The sequence below is a fragment of the Planotetraspora silvatica genome, assembly GCF_016863315.1.
GTDB classification, from domain to species: domain Bacteria; phylum Actinomycetota; class Actinomycetes; order Streptosporangiales; family Streptosporangiaceae; genus Planotetraspora; species Planotetraspora silvatica.
Genome location: NZ_BOOQ01000034.1, coordinates 48,310 through 67,896 on the forward strand (window position 1 = coordinate 48,310; position 19,587 = coordinate 67,896).

Genomic DNA, 19,587 nt, shown 5'->3' on the forward strand with positions numbered 1-19,587 from the left:
CTCGATGACCACGTTGATCAATCCCGCGGACGGGCGCACGATCGGCGACGTGCCGGACACCGCGGCCGAGGACGTCGCCGGAGCCGTCCAGACGGCTCGGGAGGCGTTCGAGCAGTGGCGGGACGCGACGCCGGGGGAGCGGGCCCGCGTGCTGCTGCGGCTCGCCGACCTGGTCGAGGGCGACGCCGACGAGCTGACCCGGCTGGAGGTCGCGGAGACCGGCAAGCCCGCGGCCGTGTTCAGGGACGGGGAACTGCCCTTCGCCATCGACAACCTGCGGTTCTTCGCCGGGGCGGCCAGGTCGCTGGAGGGGACCGGCGCGGGCGTGCTCAGCAAGGGATACACGTCGGTCCTGGTCAGGCGGCCGATCGGGGTCGTGGGGTCGATCTCGCCGTGGAACTTCCCCTTCATCATGGCCGTCTGGAAGGCGGGCCCGGCGCTCGCGGCCGGCAACGCCGTCGTCATCAAGCCCGCGCCGCGGACGCCCGGCACCACGCTGCGGCTCGCCGAGTTGTTCGCGGCGGCGGGCGCTCCCGACGGCCTGCTCCAGGTCGTCACCGGCGGCGCCGACGTCGGCCAGGCGCTGGTGACCGATCCCGGTGTCGACATGGTCAGCGTGACGGGCTCGACCGAGACCGGCCGGGCCGTGATGCGGGGCGCGGTCGACGGCCTCAAGCGGGTCCACCTCGAACTGGGCGGCAAGGCGCCCGCCCTGGTCTTCGAAGACGCGACGCTGGAGGACATGGCGGCGGGCGTCGTGATGGGCGCGACGTACAACACGGGGCAGGACTGCACGGCCGCCACCCGGGTCTACATCGACAGATCGCGGTACGGCGAGGCCGTCGAGGCGCTGCGGGACGCCGTGTCCCGGGTTCGACCGGGCGACCCGTGGGACGAGGGGGCGGACATCGGCCCCCTGATCTCCGCGGCCCACCGCGACCGGGTCCACGGCTTCGTGAGCCGCGCCTCCGGCCGGATCGTCTGGGGCGGCACGCCGATCGACGGGCCCGGCTTCTACTACTCGCCCACGCTCATCGCCGACGCCGACCAGTCGAGCGAGATCGTTCAGTCGGAGATCTTCGGGCCCGTGCTCGTGGCCGTCCCGTTCGACGGTGAGGACGAGGCCGTGCGGTTCGCCAACGACACGCCGTACGGCCTGGCCTCGTCGGTGTGGTCCGCGGACGTGTCCCGCGCGCTGCGGGTCTCACACCGGCTCGACGTGGGGGTCACGTGGGTCAACGACCATCTCCCCATCGCGTCGGAGGCCCCGCACGGCGGGGTCAAGGGCAGTGGTTTCGGCAAGGACATGAGCCAGGAAGCGGTGCAGGAGTACTCGGTCACCCGGCATCTGATGATCAAGCACGCCGCCCCGCAGGCCCGCGACTCCTTCCGGCCGGCCTGACCGGTGCCCGCCCGGGCCGGGCGTCCCGTCATGCGGCGTGGTGCCTGTCCGGGCCGGGCCTGTCACGTCTGCGGGCGTGGTGCCCGCCCGGGCAGGGGCGCCCTTGTCGTGCCGGATGTAACGGCGTCAGCCCGAGGCGGCGTCGAAGTGCAGTTCTGAGGTCACCCGGTAACGGTCACCCCGGTAGATCGACCGGGTGAACTCCACGATTCCGCCGTTCACGTCGCGCGTCGTCCGCTCGACCATCAGCGCGGGGAAGTGTTCGGGCACACTCAGCAGCGCGGCCTCGGTCTCGTCGGTGACCGTCGCCTCGATGGTCTGGACGGCGCTGCGCACGTCCACCCCGAACCGCTCGCGCAGCACGCGGTAGAACGAGCCCGACTCCATGTCGTCGGGGACGAGCCCGTCGACCAGCAGGTGGGGGAGATGGAGCCGCTCGATCGCCATCGGCTCGTCGTCCACCACGCGCAGCCGGACCACGCGCAGGACGAGCGCGGCGGGGGCGAGCTGCAGGCGCCTGGCGAGCTGCGGGCCGGCCGGCGCAGAGCCGAACTCCAGGATCCGGCTCAGCCAGTGGCCCTCCGCCGGAGGCGCGTAGAACGATCCGCTCGGCGTCGCCGCCAGGGCCTGGGTGACCCGGTGCGGTCCCGTGAAGGTGCCGCGGCCGTGCTCTCTCACGAGCACGCCCGATCGGACGAGGTCGTCGATCGCGGCCCGGAGGGTCGGCCGGGAGACTCCCAGCTCCTTGCACAGGTCTCGCTCGGAGGGGATGGCCTCACCCGCCCTCATGTCGGCGACGAAGTCCAGCAGGAAGTCCCGCACGCGGTCGCGTTTCAGCCCGGCTCCCGTGTTCAGAGTCACGCCTCGACCTTACCAAAGCCTTACCAGTTCGCCGACATTTCCCTTTAAATATGGGTCTTGACGGCACAACTGGTTAAGACCACTCTATCCGCAACAGGCCAATTACTTACCAATATATGACCACTGGGAGTAGCCATGAGGCGCCTTCTCGCCGCGGCCGCGGTGCTCACGATCGCAACCGGTCTCACCGCGTGCAGTTCCTCCACCGAGACCCAGGGTCAGGGCCCCGGCTCGGCGGGCGGCACCCCCTCCACCAAGCTCACCGTGTGGATCATGCGGGACAGCATCTCCGACGCGCTGGTCCAGCGCTTCACCTCGGACTACCAGTCCGCGCACGCGGGAACCACGCTGGACATCCAGGTCCAGGAGTGGGACGGCATCGGGCAGAAGGTCACCAGCGCCCTCGCGAGCAACGACGCCCCCGACGTCATCGAGGTCGGCAACACCCAGGTCGCGGAGTACGCCGCGAGTGGCGGCGTCAAGGATCTCACCGACAAGACCACCGACCTCGGCGGCGCCGACTGGCTGCCCGGCCTCGCCGAGCCCGGCAAGATCGACGGCAAGCAGTACGGCATCCCGTGGTACGCGGCCAACCGTGTCGTCATCTACAACAAGGACCTCTTCGAGAAGGCCGGCATCACCGCCGCGCCGAAGACCCGCGACGAGTGGATCGACATCACCACCAAGCTGAACAAGGGCGGCGACCAGGGCATCTATCTCCCCGGTCAGAACTGGTACACCCTTTCCGGCTTCATCTGGGACGAGGGCGGCGACCTGGCCGTCAACGACGGGACCACCTGGAAGGGCGGCCTCGACACGCCGCAGGCGCTCGCGGGCATGGACTTCTACAAGAAGCTCCAGGCCCTCGGCGACGGCCCGCGCGACTCCGACGAGGCCAACCCTCCGCAGGCCGACGTCTTCGCCAAGGGCGACGTCGCGCAGCTGATCTCCGCCCCCGGCGGCGCGGTCGCGATCGAGAAGGCCAACCCCGACCTGAAGGACAAGCTCGGGTTCTTCCCGATCCCGGGCAAGACGGCGGACAAGCCGGGCGCGGTCTTCACCGGCGGCTCCGACCTGATCATCCCGGAGGCGTCCAAGAACCAGGACGCGGCCTACGAGGTCGTCAAGGCCCTCGCCGGCGAGAAGTTCCAGACCGACATGGCCAAGGAGATGTCGTACGTGCCCAACCGCGTGTCGCTCGCCGGCGTGCTGAGCGGCAGCGAGGGGGCGGCGGCCATGGCGATCGGCGCCGCGAACGGCCACGCCACGCCGAACTCGCCCAACTGGGCCGCGGTCGAGGCCAAGAACGTCATCAAGGAGTACATGACCGCGGCGCTCACCGGTGACGCCGCCGCAGAGGCCGGCAAGGCCTCGCAGTCCATCGGCGAGATTCTCAACACCAAGTCCTGAGAGCCCGGTGTCCTGAGAGAGCCGCCTGTCCCGTTCCGCCCCCTCTCCTCCCTTCCAGGGGGCGGAACGGGCGGGCCAGGTGTGTGAGAGGAAAGTCGTGGCCTCCGAGGCTCCACAACCCCCCGGGAATCTCCTGTCCGCCGGGATCTCCGTACCGTCGGGGCGGCGCCGGCCCGGCGCCGGAGAGCCGTCGCATCCCGATGCCGGGGACACCGGCGGCCGGGACCCGTCCGCGGCGGCCCGGCCCTCCGGCGTGAACCCCCGGCGCAGGCGCTCCGGCCGGGGCGCCGCGCGCACGATCGCCGGGGCCTGGCCGTACCTGCTGGTCCTGCCCACCGTGGTCGGCACGGCCTATCTGCTCTTCTATCCGCTGCTGCGCAGCGTGGTGATCTCCTTCCAGCACTTCCGGACCGGCGAGCTGATCCGTGGCGGGGCGGCCTTCGTCGGTCTGGAGAACTACCAGGACGTGCTCGGCAGCGCCGAGTTCTGGACGGTGGTCCGCCGCACACTCGTGTGGACCGCGGTCAACGTCGTCCTCATCATGGTGATCTCCACGCTCACGGCGCTGATGATCGCCCGCCTCGGCAGGAGGATGCGGCTGGCGGTGATGAGCGGCCTGGTCCTCACGTGGGCCACCCCGGTCCTGGCCGCCACCACCGTCTTCCAGTGGCTGTTCCAGTCCAGGCTCGGCGTCGTCAACTGGGCGCTCGTCTCCCTGGGCTTCGACTCGTTCGACGGGTTCAGCTGGTTCGCGAACGGCCAGGCGACATTCGCCATCATGGTGCTGCTCATCGTGTGGCAGTCGGTGCCGTTCGCGGCGCTCACCCTGTACGCGGGGCTGACCACGATCCCGGCCGAGCTGTACGAATCGGCGAGGATCGACGGCGCGGGCGCGTGGCAGATCTTCCGCGGCGTCACCTTCCCGATGTTGCGGCCGCTGTTCGGCCTGATCACCTCGCTCGAGGTGATCTGGGTGTTCAAGTGCTTCGCCCAGATCTGGGCGATCACCCGGGGCGGCCCCGACGACGCCACCACCACGTTGCCGGTGTACGCCTTCCAGGTCGCCCAGTCGCTGCACAAGTACGACCTCGGCTCGGCGATCTCGACGCTCACCGTGCTCATCCTGCTCGTCGTCCTCGTCGCGCACCTGCGGCGCATGTACAAGCACGAAGGAGAAGGCCTGTGAAGCTCCGCCGGCTGCCCCTGAACGTCGCGGCCCTCGGCGTGCTGGTCGTGTCGGTCTTCCCCGTCTACTGGATGGTGGTGACCGCGTTCAAGCCGACCAGGGACATCCAGGCCGACACCCCGCAGTTCCTGCCTCTCCACCCCACGCTCGACCACTTCAGGACCGCGGTCGGCGCGGACGGCTTCGCCCTGTTCTGGCGCAACAGCCTGCTCGTCTCCGCCACCGCGGTGGTGCTGGCGCTCGCCGTCGCCCTGCTCGCCGCCTTCGCGGTGGCTCGCATGCGCTGGCGCGGCAGGAAGGCCTTCATCCTGATGGTCTTCGTCGCGCAGATGGCGCCGTGGGAGGCGCTGCTGATCCCGATGTTCATCATCGCCCGCGACACCGGGATGCTCGACAAGCTGTCGATGCTGACCCTCATCTACTTCATCGTCACGCTGCCGTTCACCATCGTCACGCTGCGGGGGTTCCTCGCGGCGATCCCGCCGGAGCTGGAGGAGGCCGCCCAGATGGACGGCGCCGGCAGGGCGGTCGCCTTCCGCCGCGTCGTCCTCCCGCTGCTCGCGCCCGGCCTGATGTCGACCTCGCTGTTCGGGTTCATCATCGCCTGGAACGAGTTCGCCTTCGCCAACGCCCTGATCATCAAGAACCAGGACGACCGGACGCTGCCCGTCTGGCTCTCGTCCTTCAGCAACGTCTTCGGCACCGACTGGGGCGCGACGATGGCCGCCGCCTCCCTGTTCATGGTGCCGGTCCTGCTCGTCTTCCTGGTCCTGCAGCGCCGCGTGACCACCGGATTCATCGCCGGCGCCGTCAAGGGCTGAGCCGGCCCGCTCGTGTGTCATCGTGCGGCCCACCGCCGGGCCGCTCGTCAATCCTGCCTGGAGGGAAACTCAACGTGATCATTCCGCGGCCGAGGGAACTGGCCGTCCTCGGGGGCTTCGTCACGTACGCGGACAGTGCCGTACTGCTGTCAAATGATCGTGACCTGGGACCGGAGGGGTACCGCCTGAGCGTCTCCGACGGCGTGATCGAGCTGGCCGCCGGCGGGCCCGCCGGCGAGTTCTACGGCAGGCAGACCCTGCGGCAACTCGGCGCGGCCGTGCCGTACGGGACGATCGAGGACGGTCCCCGCTTCGGCTGGCGCGGCGTGATGCTCGACGTCGCCCGGCACTTCATGCCCAAGGAATTCGTGTTGCGGCTGATCGATCTGATCGCCGAGCTCAAGCTGAACGTACTGCAGCTGCATCTGACCGACGACCAGGGCTGGCGGCTGGAGATCAAGCGGTATCCCCGGCTCACCGAGGTCACCGGCGACCACTACACCCATGACGACATCCACGAGATCGTGTCGTACGCGGCCGACAGGTTCGTCCGCGTCGTCCCGGAGATCGGGCTGCCCGGGCACGTCCAGGCCGCGCTCGCCGCCTACCCGCACCTGGGCAACGACCCGGGCAGGCGGCTCGGCGTGTGGGACCGGTGGGGGATCAGCGAGCACACCCTCAACCTGGAGGAGTCCACGATCGCCTTCTTCCACGACGTGCTGGACGAGGTCGTCGAGCTGTTCCCCGACGACTACGTGCACGTCGGCGGCGACGAGTGCCTGCCGGGGGAGTGGGAGCGCACGCCGCGGGCCCAGGAGCGCATCCGCGAACTCGGCCTGCCGGGCGCGCACGCGGCGCGGGCCTGGATCACCGCCCGGATGGCCGAGCACCTCGCCGCCCACGGCAGGAAGCTCGTCTACTGGTACGAGAAGGCCGACGGCCCGCCGGGCGCGACCACGATGACCTGGCTCGACGAGGAGAGCGGCCCGCAGGCGACGCTGGAGGGCAGGGACGTCGTCCTCGCCCCTCACCTGCGCACCTACCTCGACTACCCGCCGGTCCTGGAGCCGGGCCCGTTCGCGCCCGACCGGGTGCTCTCGCTCTCCGGGGCCTACCACTTCGACCCTCCCGCCGCACCCGAGCGGGCGGACGGGCGGATCCTCGGCGTCCAGGCCCAGCTCTGGACCGAGTACATGCCCACCCCCTCCGATGTGGAGCGCCAGGCCTTTCCCCGGCTCTGCGCGTTCGCCGAGGTCGCCTGGGGTTCCGCGGGCGACTACCCCGACTTCCTCCAGCGACTCCACCCGCACCTGGCCCGGCTGGAAGCCCAGGGTGTCCGGGTCGGGCCGTTCATCCCATAGACCACGGGGGACCGCCAGACCACGGGGGATCGCACCCAAGGAAAGGACGAAAGTGTCCAGCAAGAAGTGGTTAGCCGGCGGACTCGTGTCCGCCCTCGCCCTCATCGGCGTGGCCGCACTCCCGGCCGACGCCGCGACCTCACTCCGCGTCCAGTACAAGACGAGTGCCGCCGGAGCCACGGCGGACCAGGTCGAGCCGTGGTTCAACCTGGTCAACAGCGGCACCACGGCCGTGCCGCTGAGCTCGGTGAAGATCCGCTACTACTTCAAGGCCGACTCGCCCACGCAGCAGTACCGCTTCGCCTGCTCGTGGGCGGTGGTCTCCTGCTCCACCGTGACCGGCACGTTCGGCACGATCTCCCCCGGTACGGCTACCGCCGACCGGTACCTGGAGGTGGGCTTCACCTCGGGCTCGCTCGCTCCCGGCGCCCAGACGAGCGACCTGCAGTTGCGCTTCTACCGTGCCGACTGGCAGCGGATCACGCAGAGCGACGACTACTCCTTCGGCTCGTCCAGGACCACCTACGCCGACTGGTCCAAGGTGACCGCCTATCAGAACGGCGCACTCGTCTGGGGTGACGCCCCCGCGGGCGGCGATCCGACGCCGACGCCGACCCCCACGCCTCCCACGTCGCCGAGCCCGCCGCCCACCGGCGGCAACGCGGGAGTCGTCTTCGACGACTTCTCCTACACCGACGCCAACGACACGCGGATTAACGCGCACAACTGGACTATCCGTACGAACCAGGGCGGTCCCGGCATCCCCGGCGCCTCCTGGCCCAAGGAGAACATCTCCTTCCCGGTCGTTTCCGGCTCCAACAAGGCGCTGCAACTCAAGTCGGCCACCGACGGCACCGGTTCGGGCACCCAGCAGTCGGAGGTGCTCAACCAGCGCAAGTTCCTCGAGGGCACCTACGCCGCCCGGGTGAAGTTCTCCGACGCCCCCGTCAGCGGTCCCGACGGCGACGCCATCGTGGAGACCTTCTTCACGATCACGCCGCTCAACCGCGACCTCGACCCGGACTACAGCGAGCAGGACTTCGAGTACCTGCCCAACGGAGGCTGGGGCGAGCCTTCCGGCATCATGTACGCCACGTCGTGGGAGACCTACCAGAACGAGCCCTGGCTGGCCGTCAACGTCCACGGTGAGGTCCGCCAGAGCTACGACGGCTGGCACGACCTGGTGCTGCAGGTCTCCGGCGGCACGATCAAGTACTACATCGACGGCGCGCTGTTCGCGGAGCACGGCGGCATCTACTACCCCGAGACCGTGCAGTCGGTGAACTTCAACCTGTGGTTCATCAGCGGCGGCCAGATCGGCAGTTCGACCCCGCGCACGTACGTGCAGCAGGTCGACTGGTTCTACCACGCGAAGAACGAGGTCGTCGCGCCCAGTGAAGTGGTCAACCGGGTCAACGGCTACCGCACGGCGTCGACCGCCTGGGTCGACACGGTTCCCGGTGCCTGACCGGCGATGAGACGGCACGGCTCGCGCGTATTCGGGGCGCGCGAGCCGTCAGCCCCCGTGTCCTGAGCCCGGGTCCGGCGGTCCCTGTCCTCAGCCCTGGCCGGCGATGTTGCGCAGGGCCTCGCGCCGGGACAGCCCGGAGATGCCCTGGTGGCTGACATAGCGGACGACCTCGACCGGGTCGGTCTTGGCGTACTCGCGCAGCGCCCAGCCGATGGCCTTGCGGGCGAAGAAGTCGATGTCCGACAGGCTCGGCTCGATACAGGCGTAGAGCAGGCCGCGGTCGGTGCCGTCCTTGAAGGAGTTCTGGCAGAGGATCGCCGTACGCCGCTTCCACAGATCCGGGTCGTGGGCCCATTCCAGCATCAGCGGGCGCATCGTCTCGGGGAAGAGCCGCACCAGTGGTCCGATCCTGCGGATGGCGAGATCGTCCACGAAGTCCCACCAGGCCCCTGTGACGATCATCTCCTCGTACATGGGCAGCGTGTAGAGGGTCTGCCAGGGCTTGTAGTAGCGGAAGCCCGACAACTCGATCGCGGCGTAGCGCTCCTCGCGGTACTCGGCCTCCCGCCACAGCGCGAGCACGGTCCTGCGCCACTCCGGCGCCGACTCCAGTCGGTGCTCGGCGAAGACCCGCCGCAGGGCGGCCCGCCGGGGGACCGCCGTCACCCCGAGGTAGGGCATCTCCGATTTCATGTACGCCCGCATGGCGGGGGCACTCGACGGATCGGCCACCTCGGCGAGCGTGGCCCGCACCTTCTCGACGAGTGTCATGCCGGCTGCGTCGTCCGGTCCCCGGTGGCGAGTCCGTCGAACAGCACCTTGATGTAGTGCTCGGCGAGGGCGTCGGTGTCGAGGCGTCCGCCGGGACGGAACCACCGGACCGCCACCCAGATCCCGTCGCGGATCATGCGGTAGGTGAGCTTGGGGTCGACGTCGGCGCGGAACTGGCCGCTGGCCTGGCCACGCCTGATCTGTTCCATCCACATGCGCTCGACCTCGTCCTCGGCCCGCACGAGATAGTCGAAGCGGTCGCCGGGCAGCGAGCGGAGGTAGTTCCAGTCGTTCTGCATGACCGTGATGGCTGCGCGGTGCGGCTCCAGGGTGTGGAACCCGATGCTGACCAGCTGGGACAGGGCCGCGCGCGCGTCGGCGGCGTCGGCGAGCGCCGCGCGGTAGCGGGCGATGAGGTCCTCGAGGAAGGTGCGGAGCACCTCGTCGACGATCGTCTCCTTGGAGTCGAAGTGGTGGTAGAGGCTTCCCGAGAGGATGCCCGCCTCGTCGGCGATCTCGCGGACCGTGGTGGCCTGGAAGCCCTTGCGTGCGAAGAGTTCGGCGGCGAGCTTCACGAGATGGTCGCGCCGCTCCGACGCCGGGCCGGTCGCACCGGTCCGTTTCGCCCGTACGGGAGCGGCGGTGGCGCCGGAGTTCTTACGCTGGTTCACGCCGACCATTATGAGCCTTCGAGCAAGAGCTTGCTCGAACGCCCCGAGGTTTCCCTGTGCCCGGCCCGTGCGAGTGTGTACAACTTCGGGCATTCCACCCCTGGTCGGCGCCCGTCCCGGCCGCGATGCCTGCCAAGTCGGGCGAATCGCCTCGGCGGGCCTCCGCTCCGCCCGCTTGCGACCTTTCACAAGCACGCCGTACTCGACGGCGGGTAGGGCAGGATCGGAGCCATGGCGAAACTGGGCTATCCGTTCACACTGGGGGTGGCTTCGGGAGAACCCTTACCCGACGGGGTGATCCTGTGGACCCGTCTGGCGCCTGAGCCGCTGCATCCCACCCGGCCGGGAGGCATGCCCAACCAGACGATGACCGTCCACTGGCAGGTGGCCGAGGACCGGGCGTTCGCGCGGGTCGTCCAGGCGGGCACCGCGGCGGCCAACCCCGACTGGGCCCACAGCGTACACGCCGAGATCACCGGGCTGCGGCCGGGGACGGAGTACTTCTACCGCTTCTCCGTCGACGATCACACCAGCCCGGTGGGCCGCACCAAGACCGCCCCCGGCCCCGCCTCGGCGGACCCCGTGCGGTTCGGGGTCGTCTCGTGCCAGCGTTACGAGCACGGATACTTCACGGCCCTGCGCCATCTGGCGGACGAGGTGCCCGACGTGATCATCCACCTCGGCGACTACATCTACGAGTACGGCAAGCCGGCCCATCCCGGGCCGGGGCACTACGTGCGCAGACTGGAGCCGGAAGCCGAGTGCAGGACGCTGGGCGCCTACCGCGACCGATACGCCCGCTATCGCATGGACGCCGACCTGCAGGCCGCCCACGCGGCGGCCCCGTGGATCGCGCTGCCCGACGACCACGAGGTGCGCGACGACTACTCGGGCAGGCTGCCGGGTGACGGCAGCAGCCCGGGCGCCTTCCTCAAGCGCAGGGCAGCCGCGTTCAAGGCCTACTTCGAGCACCTGCCGTTGCGCGACCGCCCGCAGGGCGCCAACTTGCGCAACCACCGCGTGCGCGCCTACGGCAGGGTCGTCGACTTCGTCGTCGCCGACACGCGGCAGTACCGGGAGGGGCGGGACATGCTCGGCCCCGAACAGGAGCAGTGGCTGACCGACCGGCTGGACGCCTCGACCGCCCGGTGGAAGGTGCTCGCGCAGGCGGTGTTCTTCGCCCCGCGGAGGTTCCCCGCGGGGTCGCTCGGCGCCGACGCCTGGGACGGCTACCCCGAGTCGAGGGCTCGCGTGCTGGCGCACGCCCCCGACGGCCTGGTGGTGCTGAGCGGCGACGTCCACAACGCGTGGGCCGGCGACCTGCGGTCCGCCTGGTCCGACCCGGATTCGAAGGCGCTCGGCGTCGAGTTCGCCGCCGCGTCGGTGACGAGCATGCCCGGTGAGGTCGACTCCGACGCCGTCCTGGAGTCGAACCCGCACCTCGCCTTCTTCGACGGCCGGCGCGGTTACATGTTCTGCACGGCCGCCGCCGACCGGTTCCAGGCCGACTACCGGGCGGTCGACTTCGTGGACCGCCCGGGCGCCTCCGTGTCGACGGCCGCGCGCTTCCAGGTCGAGGGGAACAAACTGCGACGTGTCGATCTGTAAAATCCGAGGTCAATAGACTGGCGAATAGGAAAGTTTCCTATTAGATTTCTCGCATGCCAGAGCGCTGCCCAGTGGGCACAGTATGAAGCGAAGCCCGGACCTTCTCCGTCTGGCCGAAACGGTCCTCCTGCCCGGCTTCGTGGGAACCGCGGCACCCGACTGGGTGCGCCGGCGGCTCGCCGACGGACTCGCCGGAGTCGTCCTGTTCTCCAGGAACGTCGACACCCCCGCGCAGCTCGCCGACCTCACTTCGGCCCTCCGGGCGGAGAACGCCGACATCCTCATCGGGATCGACGAGGAGGCCGGCGAGGTCACCCGCCTGGAGGCACGCACCGGAAGCTCCCGTCCGGGGAACTACGCGCTCGGGGTGGTCGACGACGTGGCCCTGACCGAACAGGTCGCCCGCGACGTCGGACACGACCTGCGCACGGCGGGGGTGAACATCGACTTCGCGCCGGCGGCCGACGTCAACTCCAACCCGGACAACCCGGTGATCGGCCTCCGGTCCTTCGGCGCCGACCCCGCTCTGGTCGCCAGGCATACCGCGGCCTGGGTCAGTGGACTGCAGTCCGCCGGGGTCGCCGCCTGCGCCAAACACTTCCCCGGGCACGGCGACACGTCGGTGGACTCGCACCACAGCATCCCCCGGGTCACCGCCTCGGCGGAGGAGCTGGACGAGGTGGAGTTGTGGCCCTTTCGCGCCGCGATCCAGGAGGGCGTCCGCTCGGTCATGACGGGTCACCTGCTCGTGACCGCGTACGACGACGAACTCCCCGCCACCCTCAGCCCGAAGATCCTCACCGGCCTCCTCCGGAATCGGCTCGGTTTCGAGGGGCTCATCGTCACCGACGGCATCGAGATGGCCGCGGTGGCCGGACGCTACGGGCTGGGCGGCGCCAGCGCGCTCGCCATCGCGGCCGGCGCGGACTCCATCTGCGTGGGCGGGGAGAACTCCGACGAGGCCACGGTCGAGCTCATCCGCGACGCCGTCGCCGACGCCGTCATCGACGGCACCCTGCCCGAGGAGCGGCTGGCCGACGCGGCGGTCCGGGTGCGGGCGCTCGCCTCATGGCATGCCGCGGCGGCCGAGACGGAGCTTCCCGACGAGATCGGGCTCGCCGCGGCCCGCAGGGCCGTCAGGGTCACCCGCAGGCCCGGCGGGCCGGCCGTCCTGCCCCTGGTGGTGGCCTCCCACGTGGTCGAACTGGCGCCCGAGACCAACCTGGCCATCGACAAGGGCATGCCGTGGGGGGCGGGCGAGCCGCTGAGCAAGCTGCTGCCCGGCACCACGGTCACCCGATTGAGCGAGCCGGAGGCCATGGACGGAGCCCCCGACCGCGTGCTGTGCGAGGCCGCCGACCGGCCCCTGGTCATCGTCGTGCGCGACGCGCACCGCCACGCCTGGCAGCTGGACTTCGTGGAACGCGTCCTGGCCGCCCGCCCGGACGGCGTGATCGTGGAGATGGGCCTGCCCGGCCGTACGGACCTCGGCGCGGTGCACATCGCCACCCACGGTTCGGCCCGGGTGTGCGGCCAGGCCGCCGCGGAGGTGCTGACAGGCCAGGCCTGACGCTGTTTCCTCCCACTCGTCCCGAGTCCGTACGATGGTCGCCGACAACGGGGAGATGAGAACTCGATGAAGGTCGCATACGTCACCTGTGACAATCCCGTCGCGCGGTTCGACGACGAGCGGGAGATCCTCCTGGGCGCCTGGCTGGGAGCCGGGATCGAGGGGACGACGCTCACGTGGGACGACCCCCGGGCCGACTGGTCCTCGTTCGACGCCGTCGTCGTCCGTTCGGCGTGGGACTACATCGAGCGCCGTGACGAGTTCACGGCCTGGGCCCGGCGGGTCGAGCAGGCGACCCGGCTGTTCAACTCGGCGTCCGTGCTCGAATGGAACACCGACAAGACCTACCTGCGCGGCCTGGGCGTGCCGACCGTGCCCACCCACTGGGCCGAGCCGGGGACGAACGCGGAGCTTCCTCACTGGGAGGAGTACGTCGTCAAGCCCGCGATCTCGTCCGGCGCGCGCGACACGATGCGCACCGCCGATCGGGATCTGGCCGAGGCGCACGTCGCCAAGCTCGTCGGCGCGGGCAGGACGGCCATGGTGCAGCCGTACGTCAAGGCGGTCGAGCACGAGGGGGAGCTGTCCCTCCTCTACTTCGGGGGCGAGTTCAGCCATGCCGTACGGCGTCACCCGATGCTGACCGAGACCGCGATCGACGAGGCCAACCGGGCGCGCCTGCGTGATCCCGACGACGACCAGTTCGCCCTGGCGGAGCTCGTGCTGAGCAAGGTGGGGGAGCGCCTGCTCTACGCCCGGGTCGACCTCGTCCGCATGCCCGACGGGGAGCCGGTGCTCATGGAGCTCGAGGCCGCCGAGCCGTACCTCTTCCTGCGTTACGAGCTGGACGCGCCGGAGCTGTTCGCGCGGGTGCTGGCCGACAGCCTCTGAGCCGTACCCGGGGCCGGGTGCCGGGCGGCCGTCCCCGGCTCGCTGCGGCGACGGCTACGGTGACCGCGAGGAGGCGGCAATCAGTGGAACTCACCCCCCAACAGGTGCTCGGCCTGCGGATGTCCAGCCTGTTGCTACGAGCGTCGGCCGGTGGCGCCGGCCGGGCGGCGGGCGTGGCCGAAGTGGTGACCTGGCTCGGGGCGATGCAGGCGCAAGACCTGGCCGGCGGTCTGTGGTCGTTCGGCGCGCGACTGCCCGGATACACCGCCGCCGACGTCACCGCCGCGCTGGAGCGGCGTGAGGCGCTGCGGACGTGGCCGATGCGCGGCACCATCCATTTCGTCCCGTCCCGCGACGCCCGCTGGATGCTCGAATTGATGGGTGTCCGGGTGCTGAACGGCGCGGCGAGGCGGCACGAGCAACTCGGCCTCTTGGAGGAGACCGCTGTCGAAGCCATGGAGGTGCTGGGCGCGGCCCTGGCCGGCGGCGGGCGGCTGAGCCGGTCGGAGTGCCTGGCCGTGCTGGCCGGCAAGGGCATCGACACCAGTGGCCAGCGCGGCTACCACCTGCTGTGCTACGCCAGCCAGCGGGGCCTGCTGTGCATCGCCCCCAACATCGGCAATGAGCAGAGCTTCGTGCTGCTCGACGAGTGGGTCCCCGACCCGCACCGGCCAGAGCGCGACGAGGCGCTGGGCACCGTCGCCCTGCGTTACTTCCGCGGCCGCGGGCCGACCACCCGGCACGACTTCGCGGGCTGGACCGGCCTGACCGCGGCCGACGCCAAACGCGGCATCGCCGTGGCCGGCGACGCGCTGGCCCGGGTGACCGTCCACGGGGTGGAGACGTACCTCGACGCCACGCTCCTCGACACCGCCCCTCCTCCGGCCGGTGACGACGACGAGGTGCTCGTGCTGCCGGGGTTCGACGAATACCTGCTGGGCTACAAGGACCGCTCGCTCATGGTCGCCGACGAGCACAAGGCGGCCATCATCCCCGGCAACAACGGGGTCTTCCGGTCCACCGTGGTACGCGCCGGCCGGGTCGTGGCCACCTGGAAACGCACCCTCGCGAAAAGCCGGGTGCGGATCGCCGTTCAGCCGCTCGTACCGCTCCACGGAAGCGACCGGGCGGAGGTCGAGCGGGCGTTCGAGCAGTACGCGCGGTTCGTGGAATGCACCCCGGAGGTGCGCTGGCCGTGACCCGTCGCGTGTCCTGGCACACATGACCCACGCCATCTCTCGACCACTCGACTTTCGCCCTTGCCAGGTCACACCGCAGACGCCAGCGGCAGTCCCGGGCGGTCAGGGGGTGCGGGCCCTGCCCGTCAGCCCTGAAGCCGGGCCAGGGCGAGGCGCACGGCGTCGGCCGGGTCGGCGGCGGGAATCGGCCCGGGAACGGGCTCTCCGGCCGAGTCGAGGATCCGCCACCCGCCGAGAGTGATCACGGGAGTGCCTCCGCGCCGGGCCAGCGCCAGCTCGGACAACGTGCCCCATGACCCGCCGACCACGATGACCGCGTCGGCGGCGCGGACGAGGAGGGCGTTGCGCGCCTCGCCCATGCCGGTGGGGATCACGATCGTGAGGTCGCGGCTCGAGCCCGTCCGATCCCGGCCGGAGAGGATGCCGACGACGACGCCTCCGGCTCGGCGGGCGCCCGCGGCGGCCGCGGCCATGACGCCGCCGTAGCCCCCGCACAGGACGACCGCGCCGTGCTCGGCCAGCAGGCGGCCCACCGCCCGGGCGGCCGCCGCCTCGTCGGGAGTGCAGTCGGCCGGTCCGCACACCGCGACCTGCGTCATGGCGGTCATCCTAGGCGGTCGGTTCCTCTCCAGGCGGCGGGCCGTTCCGGCTCAGCCGTGGGTGGAGATCCCGCCGTCGACGGGGATGACCGCGCCGGTGAGGTAGGCGCCGGCCCGGGAGGCCAGGAAGATGGCCGCGCCGGCCATGTCGTCCGGCCTGCCGATCCGCCCCAGCGGCACCGAGTTCTCGACGAGCGAGCGCGTTCCCGGGTCGTCGAGGACGAACGCCATCATCTTCGACTCGAACGGCCCCGGTGCGATGGCGTTGACCGTGATCGACTCCACGGCGAGCTGGTGGGCGAGATGGCGGGTCAGCATGTGCACCCCCGCCTTGGCCGCCGAGTACGCGTAGTTCTCCATCGCGGGGACGCGGATGCCGTCGATCGAGCCGATGTTGATCACGCGGGCCGGGTCGTCGGCCGACGCGGACGCCCTGAGCAGGGGAAGGAACCGCCTGGTCAGGAAGAAGATCCCCTTGACGTTGATGTTCCAGAGCTTGTCGAAGGCGTGCTCGGGATACTCCTCAAGCGGGGCGCCCCAGCTCGCTCCGGCGTTGTTGACCAGCACGTCGAGCCGGTCCTCGCGAGCCGACACGGCCTCGACGAGCGTCTCCACGCCCTCGGGTCCCGACAGGTCGGCCTGTACGGCATGGCATCCGAGCTCGGCCGCCGTGGCCTCGAGTTCGTCCTTCTTGCGCGAGGAGATGTAGACCGTCGCGCCCGCGTCGAGGAAACCGGCCGCGATCATCTTGCCGATCCCGCGGGAGCCGCCGGTGACGACGACCGTCTTGCCTTCCACCGAGAACAGAGTCATGGCCGAAGCATACCGACCGGTCGGTCCCGTGCCAGGACGACCTCGGCGGCGTTCCCGTGGCGGGGCGGTCGTGTCCGCCGGGGGCGTGGAGGCCGGCGAGAGGGGGACGCGTCGCCGAGATGGCGACGCGTCCTGGCGGGCGTGGGGGACCCGCCAGGACGCGCACCTCCCCGGCGGGAGGCTTCGACCCCGGCGAGGGTTGGGGTCGAAGCCTCGCTTGTCGCGCGGAGTTCAGGGGGGATCAGCCGTCGTCCGACTGCTGCTCCGGCACGCGGTAATGCCGCATGATCAGGCGTGTCGCGCCGTCGGGATCGTCGGACGGATGGGTGACCACCAGATCACCTTCGCTCCACACAAAGCATCCGTTCTTGCACCAGACGGTCAGTTCGGCAGATACCGACAGCACGGACATGCCGTTCCCATTGCTCTGGTAGGTGTGGGTGAATCCCTGCCGGTGCAGGGCGTAGCGAAGCAAACGGGTCGCCTCGCCGGGATCGCGCCAGGGCAAGTACGGCGTACCCGCGCGGACCGCTAGCACCGGCTCCCACCCCCATTTGATGGATTTGTACCAACGTTTGGATAATGCGCGGCCCAGCGGGGTCAGGTCAAGGGGTTGTTCCCCGGCAGACCGAGATCGTCTAGATTTGTTGGAACAAAAGGGTAGATTGAGGAAAGATGGCACGATCATCGCTCTACCAACAGGTGGCCGCCGAAGTACGCCGCGCCATCTATACGGGCGATCTCGCGCCAGGCGACCAGATTCCGACCGAGACCGACCTCATGGAAGCGCACGGCGTCAGCCGCAACACGGTACGGCTGGCACTGGGCGAGCTGGAGAACGAGGGTCTCATCCTCCGGATGCGCCGGCGAGGAACGTTCGTACGCGAGCGCCGGCCCCTTCTCATGCGTCCCCAGGACGAGTTCCTCCCGCTCGACCAGAGTGAGCCCCGTTTCGACTCGTTCGTTCACGCGGTCACCTCGGAGGGCCGCAGAGCCGATCAGAACATCGAGGTCTCGATCGTCAAACCCCCGGAGGACGTCTCCACCCGTCTCGCCCTGGGCGACGACTCCCTCGCCGTCGTCCGCCGCCGTCTCCGTTTCGTGGACGGCCAGCCGTACAACACGTATGACTCGTATTTCCCGCTCGATCTCGTCGGAGACTCGGAGATCGCGAGGCCGGGGGACATCAAGCGCGGGGCCAACCGCGTACTGGCGGAGCTCGGACATCCCCAAGTCCGAGCTGTTGACGACATTTCGGCACGTATGCCGACTCCGGATGAAGCATTGCAACTTCAGCTGGAACCGGGTACGCCAGTTGTCGTTTATGTCCGAGTTGGATATGACTCGGGCGATACGCCGGTGCGCGTCGCCGTGTCGGTTCTCCCCGCCGACAAGCACCTGATCAGATACGAGCTGGAACGTCATTGACGAAACACGGATGACCCCTCGCCGGAGGGGTCGTCTCTGGCTGTGCGCCCGCCGCGAGCGATCACCGCGCAACGCTCGGGCACCCTGACGCTGCTTCCCGCCTTTCGCTGACGCGGCCGCCGTGCGGCGTGCGGTCGTCACTCTTCGTGTTCACATCAACTCGCTCAGCACCGGAAGGACTCTCTCATGCCCACGAACACCCTCGATCTGCCGGTCGAACTCACGCTCCGTCGCGCCACGCCGGGCGATCTCCCGACCGTGCTCACTCTCCTCGCCGAGGCGGCGAAGTGGCTGAACGCCGCCGGAGTGCACCAGTGGCCCGACGGAGGCTTCCCCGCCGCGCGGATCGAGCCCCTCATCGAGCAGGGCACGATGTACCTCCTGGACGACGGGAGCGATCCCGTTCCCGCCGCGACCATGGCGCTGGACGGCCACGCCGACCCGGAGTTCTGGACGAGGCACGACCGGCCGGGTGACGCCCTGTACGTGCACAAGCTCGCCGTCAGCAGGGCCTACTCGGGACAGGGGCTCGGCGAGATGCTGCTGGACTGGGCCGCGGGCCGTGCCGCCGAGGAGGGCCGGCGCTGGCTGCGTCTCGACTGCGCCAAGGACAACCCCCGGTTGCAGGCCTACTACCGCAGGTTCGGGTTCCGCCACGTGCGCACGGTGGATCTGCCGCACCGCGCCTCAGGTGCGCTCTTCGAGCGCCCCGCCCGCGAGGCGGGATACGGCCACGTCCTTGACATCGATGCTCACAAGGAGTTGATCCGGGCCTGAACAGGGGCGGATGCCGTACGGCGTCGCAAAGGGACCCGATACTGTTCGCATCATGACCGGATCTCTCCTGGAAGTGATCGCGCTGGACGTGCGCGACGCGGTGGCCGCCGAGGAAGGCGGTGCGGACCGCCTGGAGATCGTGGCCGACATGAGCTCCGACGGGCTCACCCCCTCGGCGGACACCGTGGCGGCGATCGCCGCGGAGTGCGGCCTGCCGCAGATGGTCATGCTGCGCCGCAACGCGGGTTTCGGCGTGACGCCCGGGGAACTGGACCGGCTGCGCCGTGACGTCAAGGAACTGTCCGAGGCGGGCGCGGCCGGATTCGTCTTCGGGTTCCTCACCGGCGACGGTTCTGTGGACCTGGACGCCACGGAGGCGCTGATCCACGCCGTCGCGCCGCTGCCGTGGACGTTCCACCGGGCCGTGGACCACGCGGCCGACGTCCGGGCGGCCTGGCGCGCCGTACGGCTCCTGCCCAACCTCGCCACCGTGCTCACGGCGGGCTCGCCCGACGGCGTGGGTGACGGCCTGGCGGTCTTACGGGCCAGGGCCGAGGCGGGGGACGGCCCGCTCACGCTCGCCGGGGGAGGGCTCAGGACCGAGCACGTCCCGGTGCTGCTCAATTACGGCATCAGGGCATTCCACGTCGGCAGCGCCGTACGGGAGTCGTGGAGCCTGCCCGTCGACCCGGCGCGCGTGCGCGCGTGGCGGGAACTCGTGGACCTCGCCTGAGATCACCCGCGGGCA

Annotated in this window: 19 protein-coding genes; 13 read left to right on the plus strand and 6 right to left on the minus strand. The window is 70.2% G+C overall.

All coding sequences use genetic code 11. The features are described from left to right. The first annotated feature begins 4 nt into the window (after window positions 1-4). Window positions 5-1,402 (plus strand): aminobutyraldehyde dehydrogenase, encoded by a 1,398-nt coding sequence (locus Psi02_RS25495; RefSeq protein ID WP_203978177.1) that lies wholly within the window; start codon window positions 5-7, stop codon window positions 1,400-1,402. A gap of 126 nt (window positions 1,403-1,528) precedes the next feature. Here the strand turns inward: Psi02_RS25495 and Psi02_RS25500 are convergent, their stop codons facing one another. Next, a complete protein-coding gene (locus tag Psi02_RS25500; protein ID WP_239095144.1) occupies window positions 1,529-2,263 on the minus strand; it encodes a GntR family transcriptional regulator in 735 nt (244 codons plus the stop codon). A 135-nt stretch (window positions 2,264-2,398) separates the two neighbouring features. On the opposite strand from Psi02_RS25500, the gene Psi02_RS25505 reads away from it, so the two are divergent. The 5 genes from Psi02_RS25505 (at window position 2,399) to Psi02_RS25525 (ending at window position 8,509) form a co-directional block, all read left to right on the plus strand. Then, the gene (locus tag Psi02_RS25505; protein WP_203978178.1) at window positions 2,399-3,673 is read left to right on the plus strand and encodes an extracellular solute-binding protein; all 1,275 of its coding nucleotides are present in this window, start codon (window positions 2,399-2,401) and stop codon (window positions 3,671-3,673) included. Between the two features lie 97 nt (window positions 3,674-3,770). Next, entirely contained in the window at window positions 3,771-4,859 is a 1,089-nt protein-coding gene (locus Psi02_RS25510; RefSeq protein ID WP_239095145.1) for a carbohydrate ABC transporter permease, read from the plus strand. Beyond that, on the plus strand, window positions 4,856-5,680 hold the full coding sequence (locus Psi02_RS25515) for a carbohydrate ABC transporter permease (protein ID WP_203978179.1): 825 nt from the start codon (window positions 4,856-4,858) through the stop codon (window positions 5,678-5,680). Before Psi02_RS25510 ends, Psi02_RS25515 begins: the two co-directional genes overlap by 4 nt. Window positions 5,681-5,754: 74 nt before the next feature. Further along, a complete protein-coding gene (locus Psi02_RS25520) occupies window positions 5,755-7,041 on the plus strand; it encodes a beta-N-acetylhexosaminidase (protein WP_203978180.1) in 1,287 nt (428 codons plus the stop codon). Window positions 7,042-7,093: 52 nt separating this feature from the next. Then, window positions 7,094-8,509 carry a cellulose binding domain-containing protein gene (locus Psi02_RS25525; protein WP_203978181.1) on the plus strand — a complete coding sequence of 472 codons (1,416 nt, stop codon included), beginning with the start codon at window positions 7,094-7,096 and terminating at the stop codon, window positions 8,507-8,509. Between the two features lie 90 nt (window positions 8,510-8,599). On the opposite strand, the gene Psi02_RS25530 is transcribed toward Psi02_RS25525, so the two are convergent. Both Psi02_RS25530 and Psi02_RS25535 read right to left on the minus strand, forming a co-directional pair. Next, window positions 8,600-9,283 (minus strand): DNA alkylation repair protein, encoded by a 684-nt coding sequence (locus Psi02_RS25530; RefSeq protein WP_203978182.1) that lies wholly within the window; start codon window positions 9,281-9,283, stop codon window positions 8,600-8,602. Continuing rightward, entirely contained in the window at window positions 9,280-9,954 is a 675-nt protein-coding gene (locus tag Psi02_RS25535) for a TetR/AcrR family transcriptional regulator (protein ID WP_239095146.1), read from the minus strand. Before Psi02_RS25535 ends, Psi02_RS25530 begins: the two co-directional genes overlap by 4 nt. 231 nt (window positions 9,955-10,185) lie before the next feature. Here Psi02_RS25535 and Psi02_RS25540 point away from each other — a divergent pair, with 231 nt between their 5' ends. The 4 genes from Psi02_RS25540 (at window position 10,186) to Psi02_RS25555 (ending at window position 15,222) form a co-directional block, all read left to right on the plus strand. Then, window positions 10,186-11,562, plus strand: coding sequence for an alkaline phosphatase D family protein (locus Psi02_RS25540; protein WP_203978183.1), 1,377 nt, complete (start codon window positions 10,186-10,188; stop codon window positions 11,560-11,562). An 82-nt stretch (window positions 11,563-11,644) separates the two neighbouring features. After that, a complete protein-coding gene (locus tag Psi02_RS25545) occupies window positions 11,645-13,132 on the plus strand; it encodes a glycoside hydrolase family 3 protein (RefSeq protein ID WP_203978184.1) in 1,488 nt (495 codons plus the stop codon). Between the two features lie 66 nt (window positions 13,133-13,198). Further along, entirely contained in the window at window positions 13,199-14,023 is an 825-nt protein-coding gene (locus Psi02_RS25550; protein WP_203978185.1) for an ATP-grasp domain-containing protein, read from the plus strand. Window positions 14,024-14,106: 83 nt separating this feature from the next. Beyond that, window positions 14,107-15,222, plus strand: coding sequence for a winged helix DNA-binding domain-containing protein (locus Psi02_RS25555; protein WP_203978186.1), 1,116 nt, complete (start codon window positions 14,107-14,109; stop codon window positions 15,220-15,222). 125 nt (window positions 15,223-15,347) lie between these two features. On the opposite strand, the gene Psi02_RS25560 is transcribed toward Psi02_RS25555, so the two are convergent. From Psi02_RS25560 to Psi02_RS25570, 3 genes are all read right to left on the minus strand, one after another. Beyond that, window positions 15,348-15,821, minus strand: a complete 474-nt coding sequence (locus tag Psi02_RS25560; protein ID WP_203978187.1) for a TIGR00725 family protein — start codon at window positions 15,819-15,821, stop codon at window positions 15,348-15,350. A gap of 51 nt (window positions 15,822-15,872) precedes the next feature. Further along, a complete protein-coding gene (locus tag Psi02_RS25565; protein ID WP_203957154.1) occupies window positions 15,873-16,634 on the minus strand; it encodes an SDR family oxidoreductase in 762 nt (253 codons plus the stop codon). A 241-nt stretch (window positions 16,635-16,875) separates the two neighbouring features. Next, window positions 16,876-17,322 carry a hypothetical protein gene (locus Psi02_RS25570; RefSeq protein WP_203978188.1) on the minus strand — a complete coding sequence of 149 codons (447 nt, stop codon included), beginning with the start codon at window positions 17,320-17,322 and terminating at the stop codon, window positions 16,876-16,878. On the opposite strand from Psi02_RS25570, the gene Psi02_RS25575 reads away from it, so the two are divergent. The 3 genes from Psi02_RS25575 (at window position 17,310) to Psi02_RS25585 (ending at window position 19,572) form a co-directional block, all read left to right on the plus strand. Continuing rightward, window positions 17,310-18,062: a GntR family transcriptional regulator gene (locus Psi02_RS25575; protein ID WP_203978189.1), complete on the plus strand. Its 753-nt coding sequence runs from the start codon at window positions 17,310-17,312 to the stop codon at window positions 18,060-18,062. The genes Psi02_RS25570 and Psi02_RS25575 overlap by 13 nt on opposite strands. 186 nt (window positions 18,063-18,248) lie before the next feature. Continuing rightward, window positions 18,249-18,839: a GNAT family N-acetyltransferase gene (locus tag Psi02_RS25580; protein WP_203978190.1), complete on the plus strand. Its 591-nt coding sequence runs from the start codon at window positions 18,249-18,251 to the stop codon at window positions 18,837-18,839. A 52-nt stretch (window positions 18,840-18,891) separates the two neighbouring features. Beyond that, complete coding sequence (locus Psi02_RS25585) at window positions 18,892-19,572, plus strand: copper homeostasis protein CutC (protein ID WP_203978191.1); 681 nt, start codon at window positions 18,892-18,894, stop codon at window positions 19,570-19,572. Window positions 19,573-19,587 lie beyond the last annotated feature (15 nt).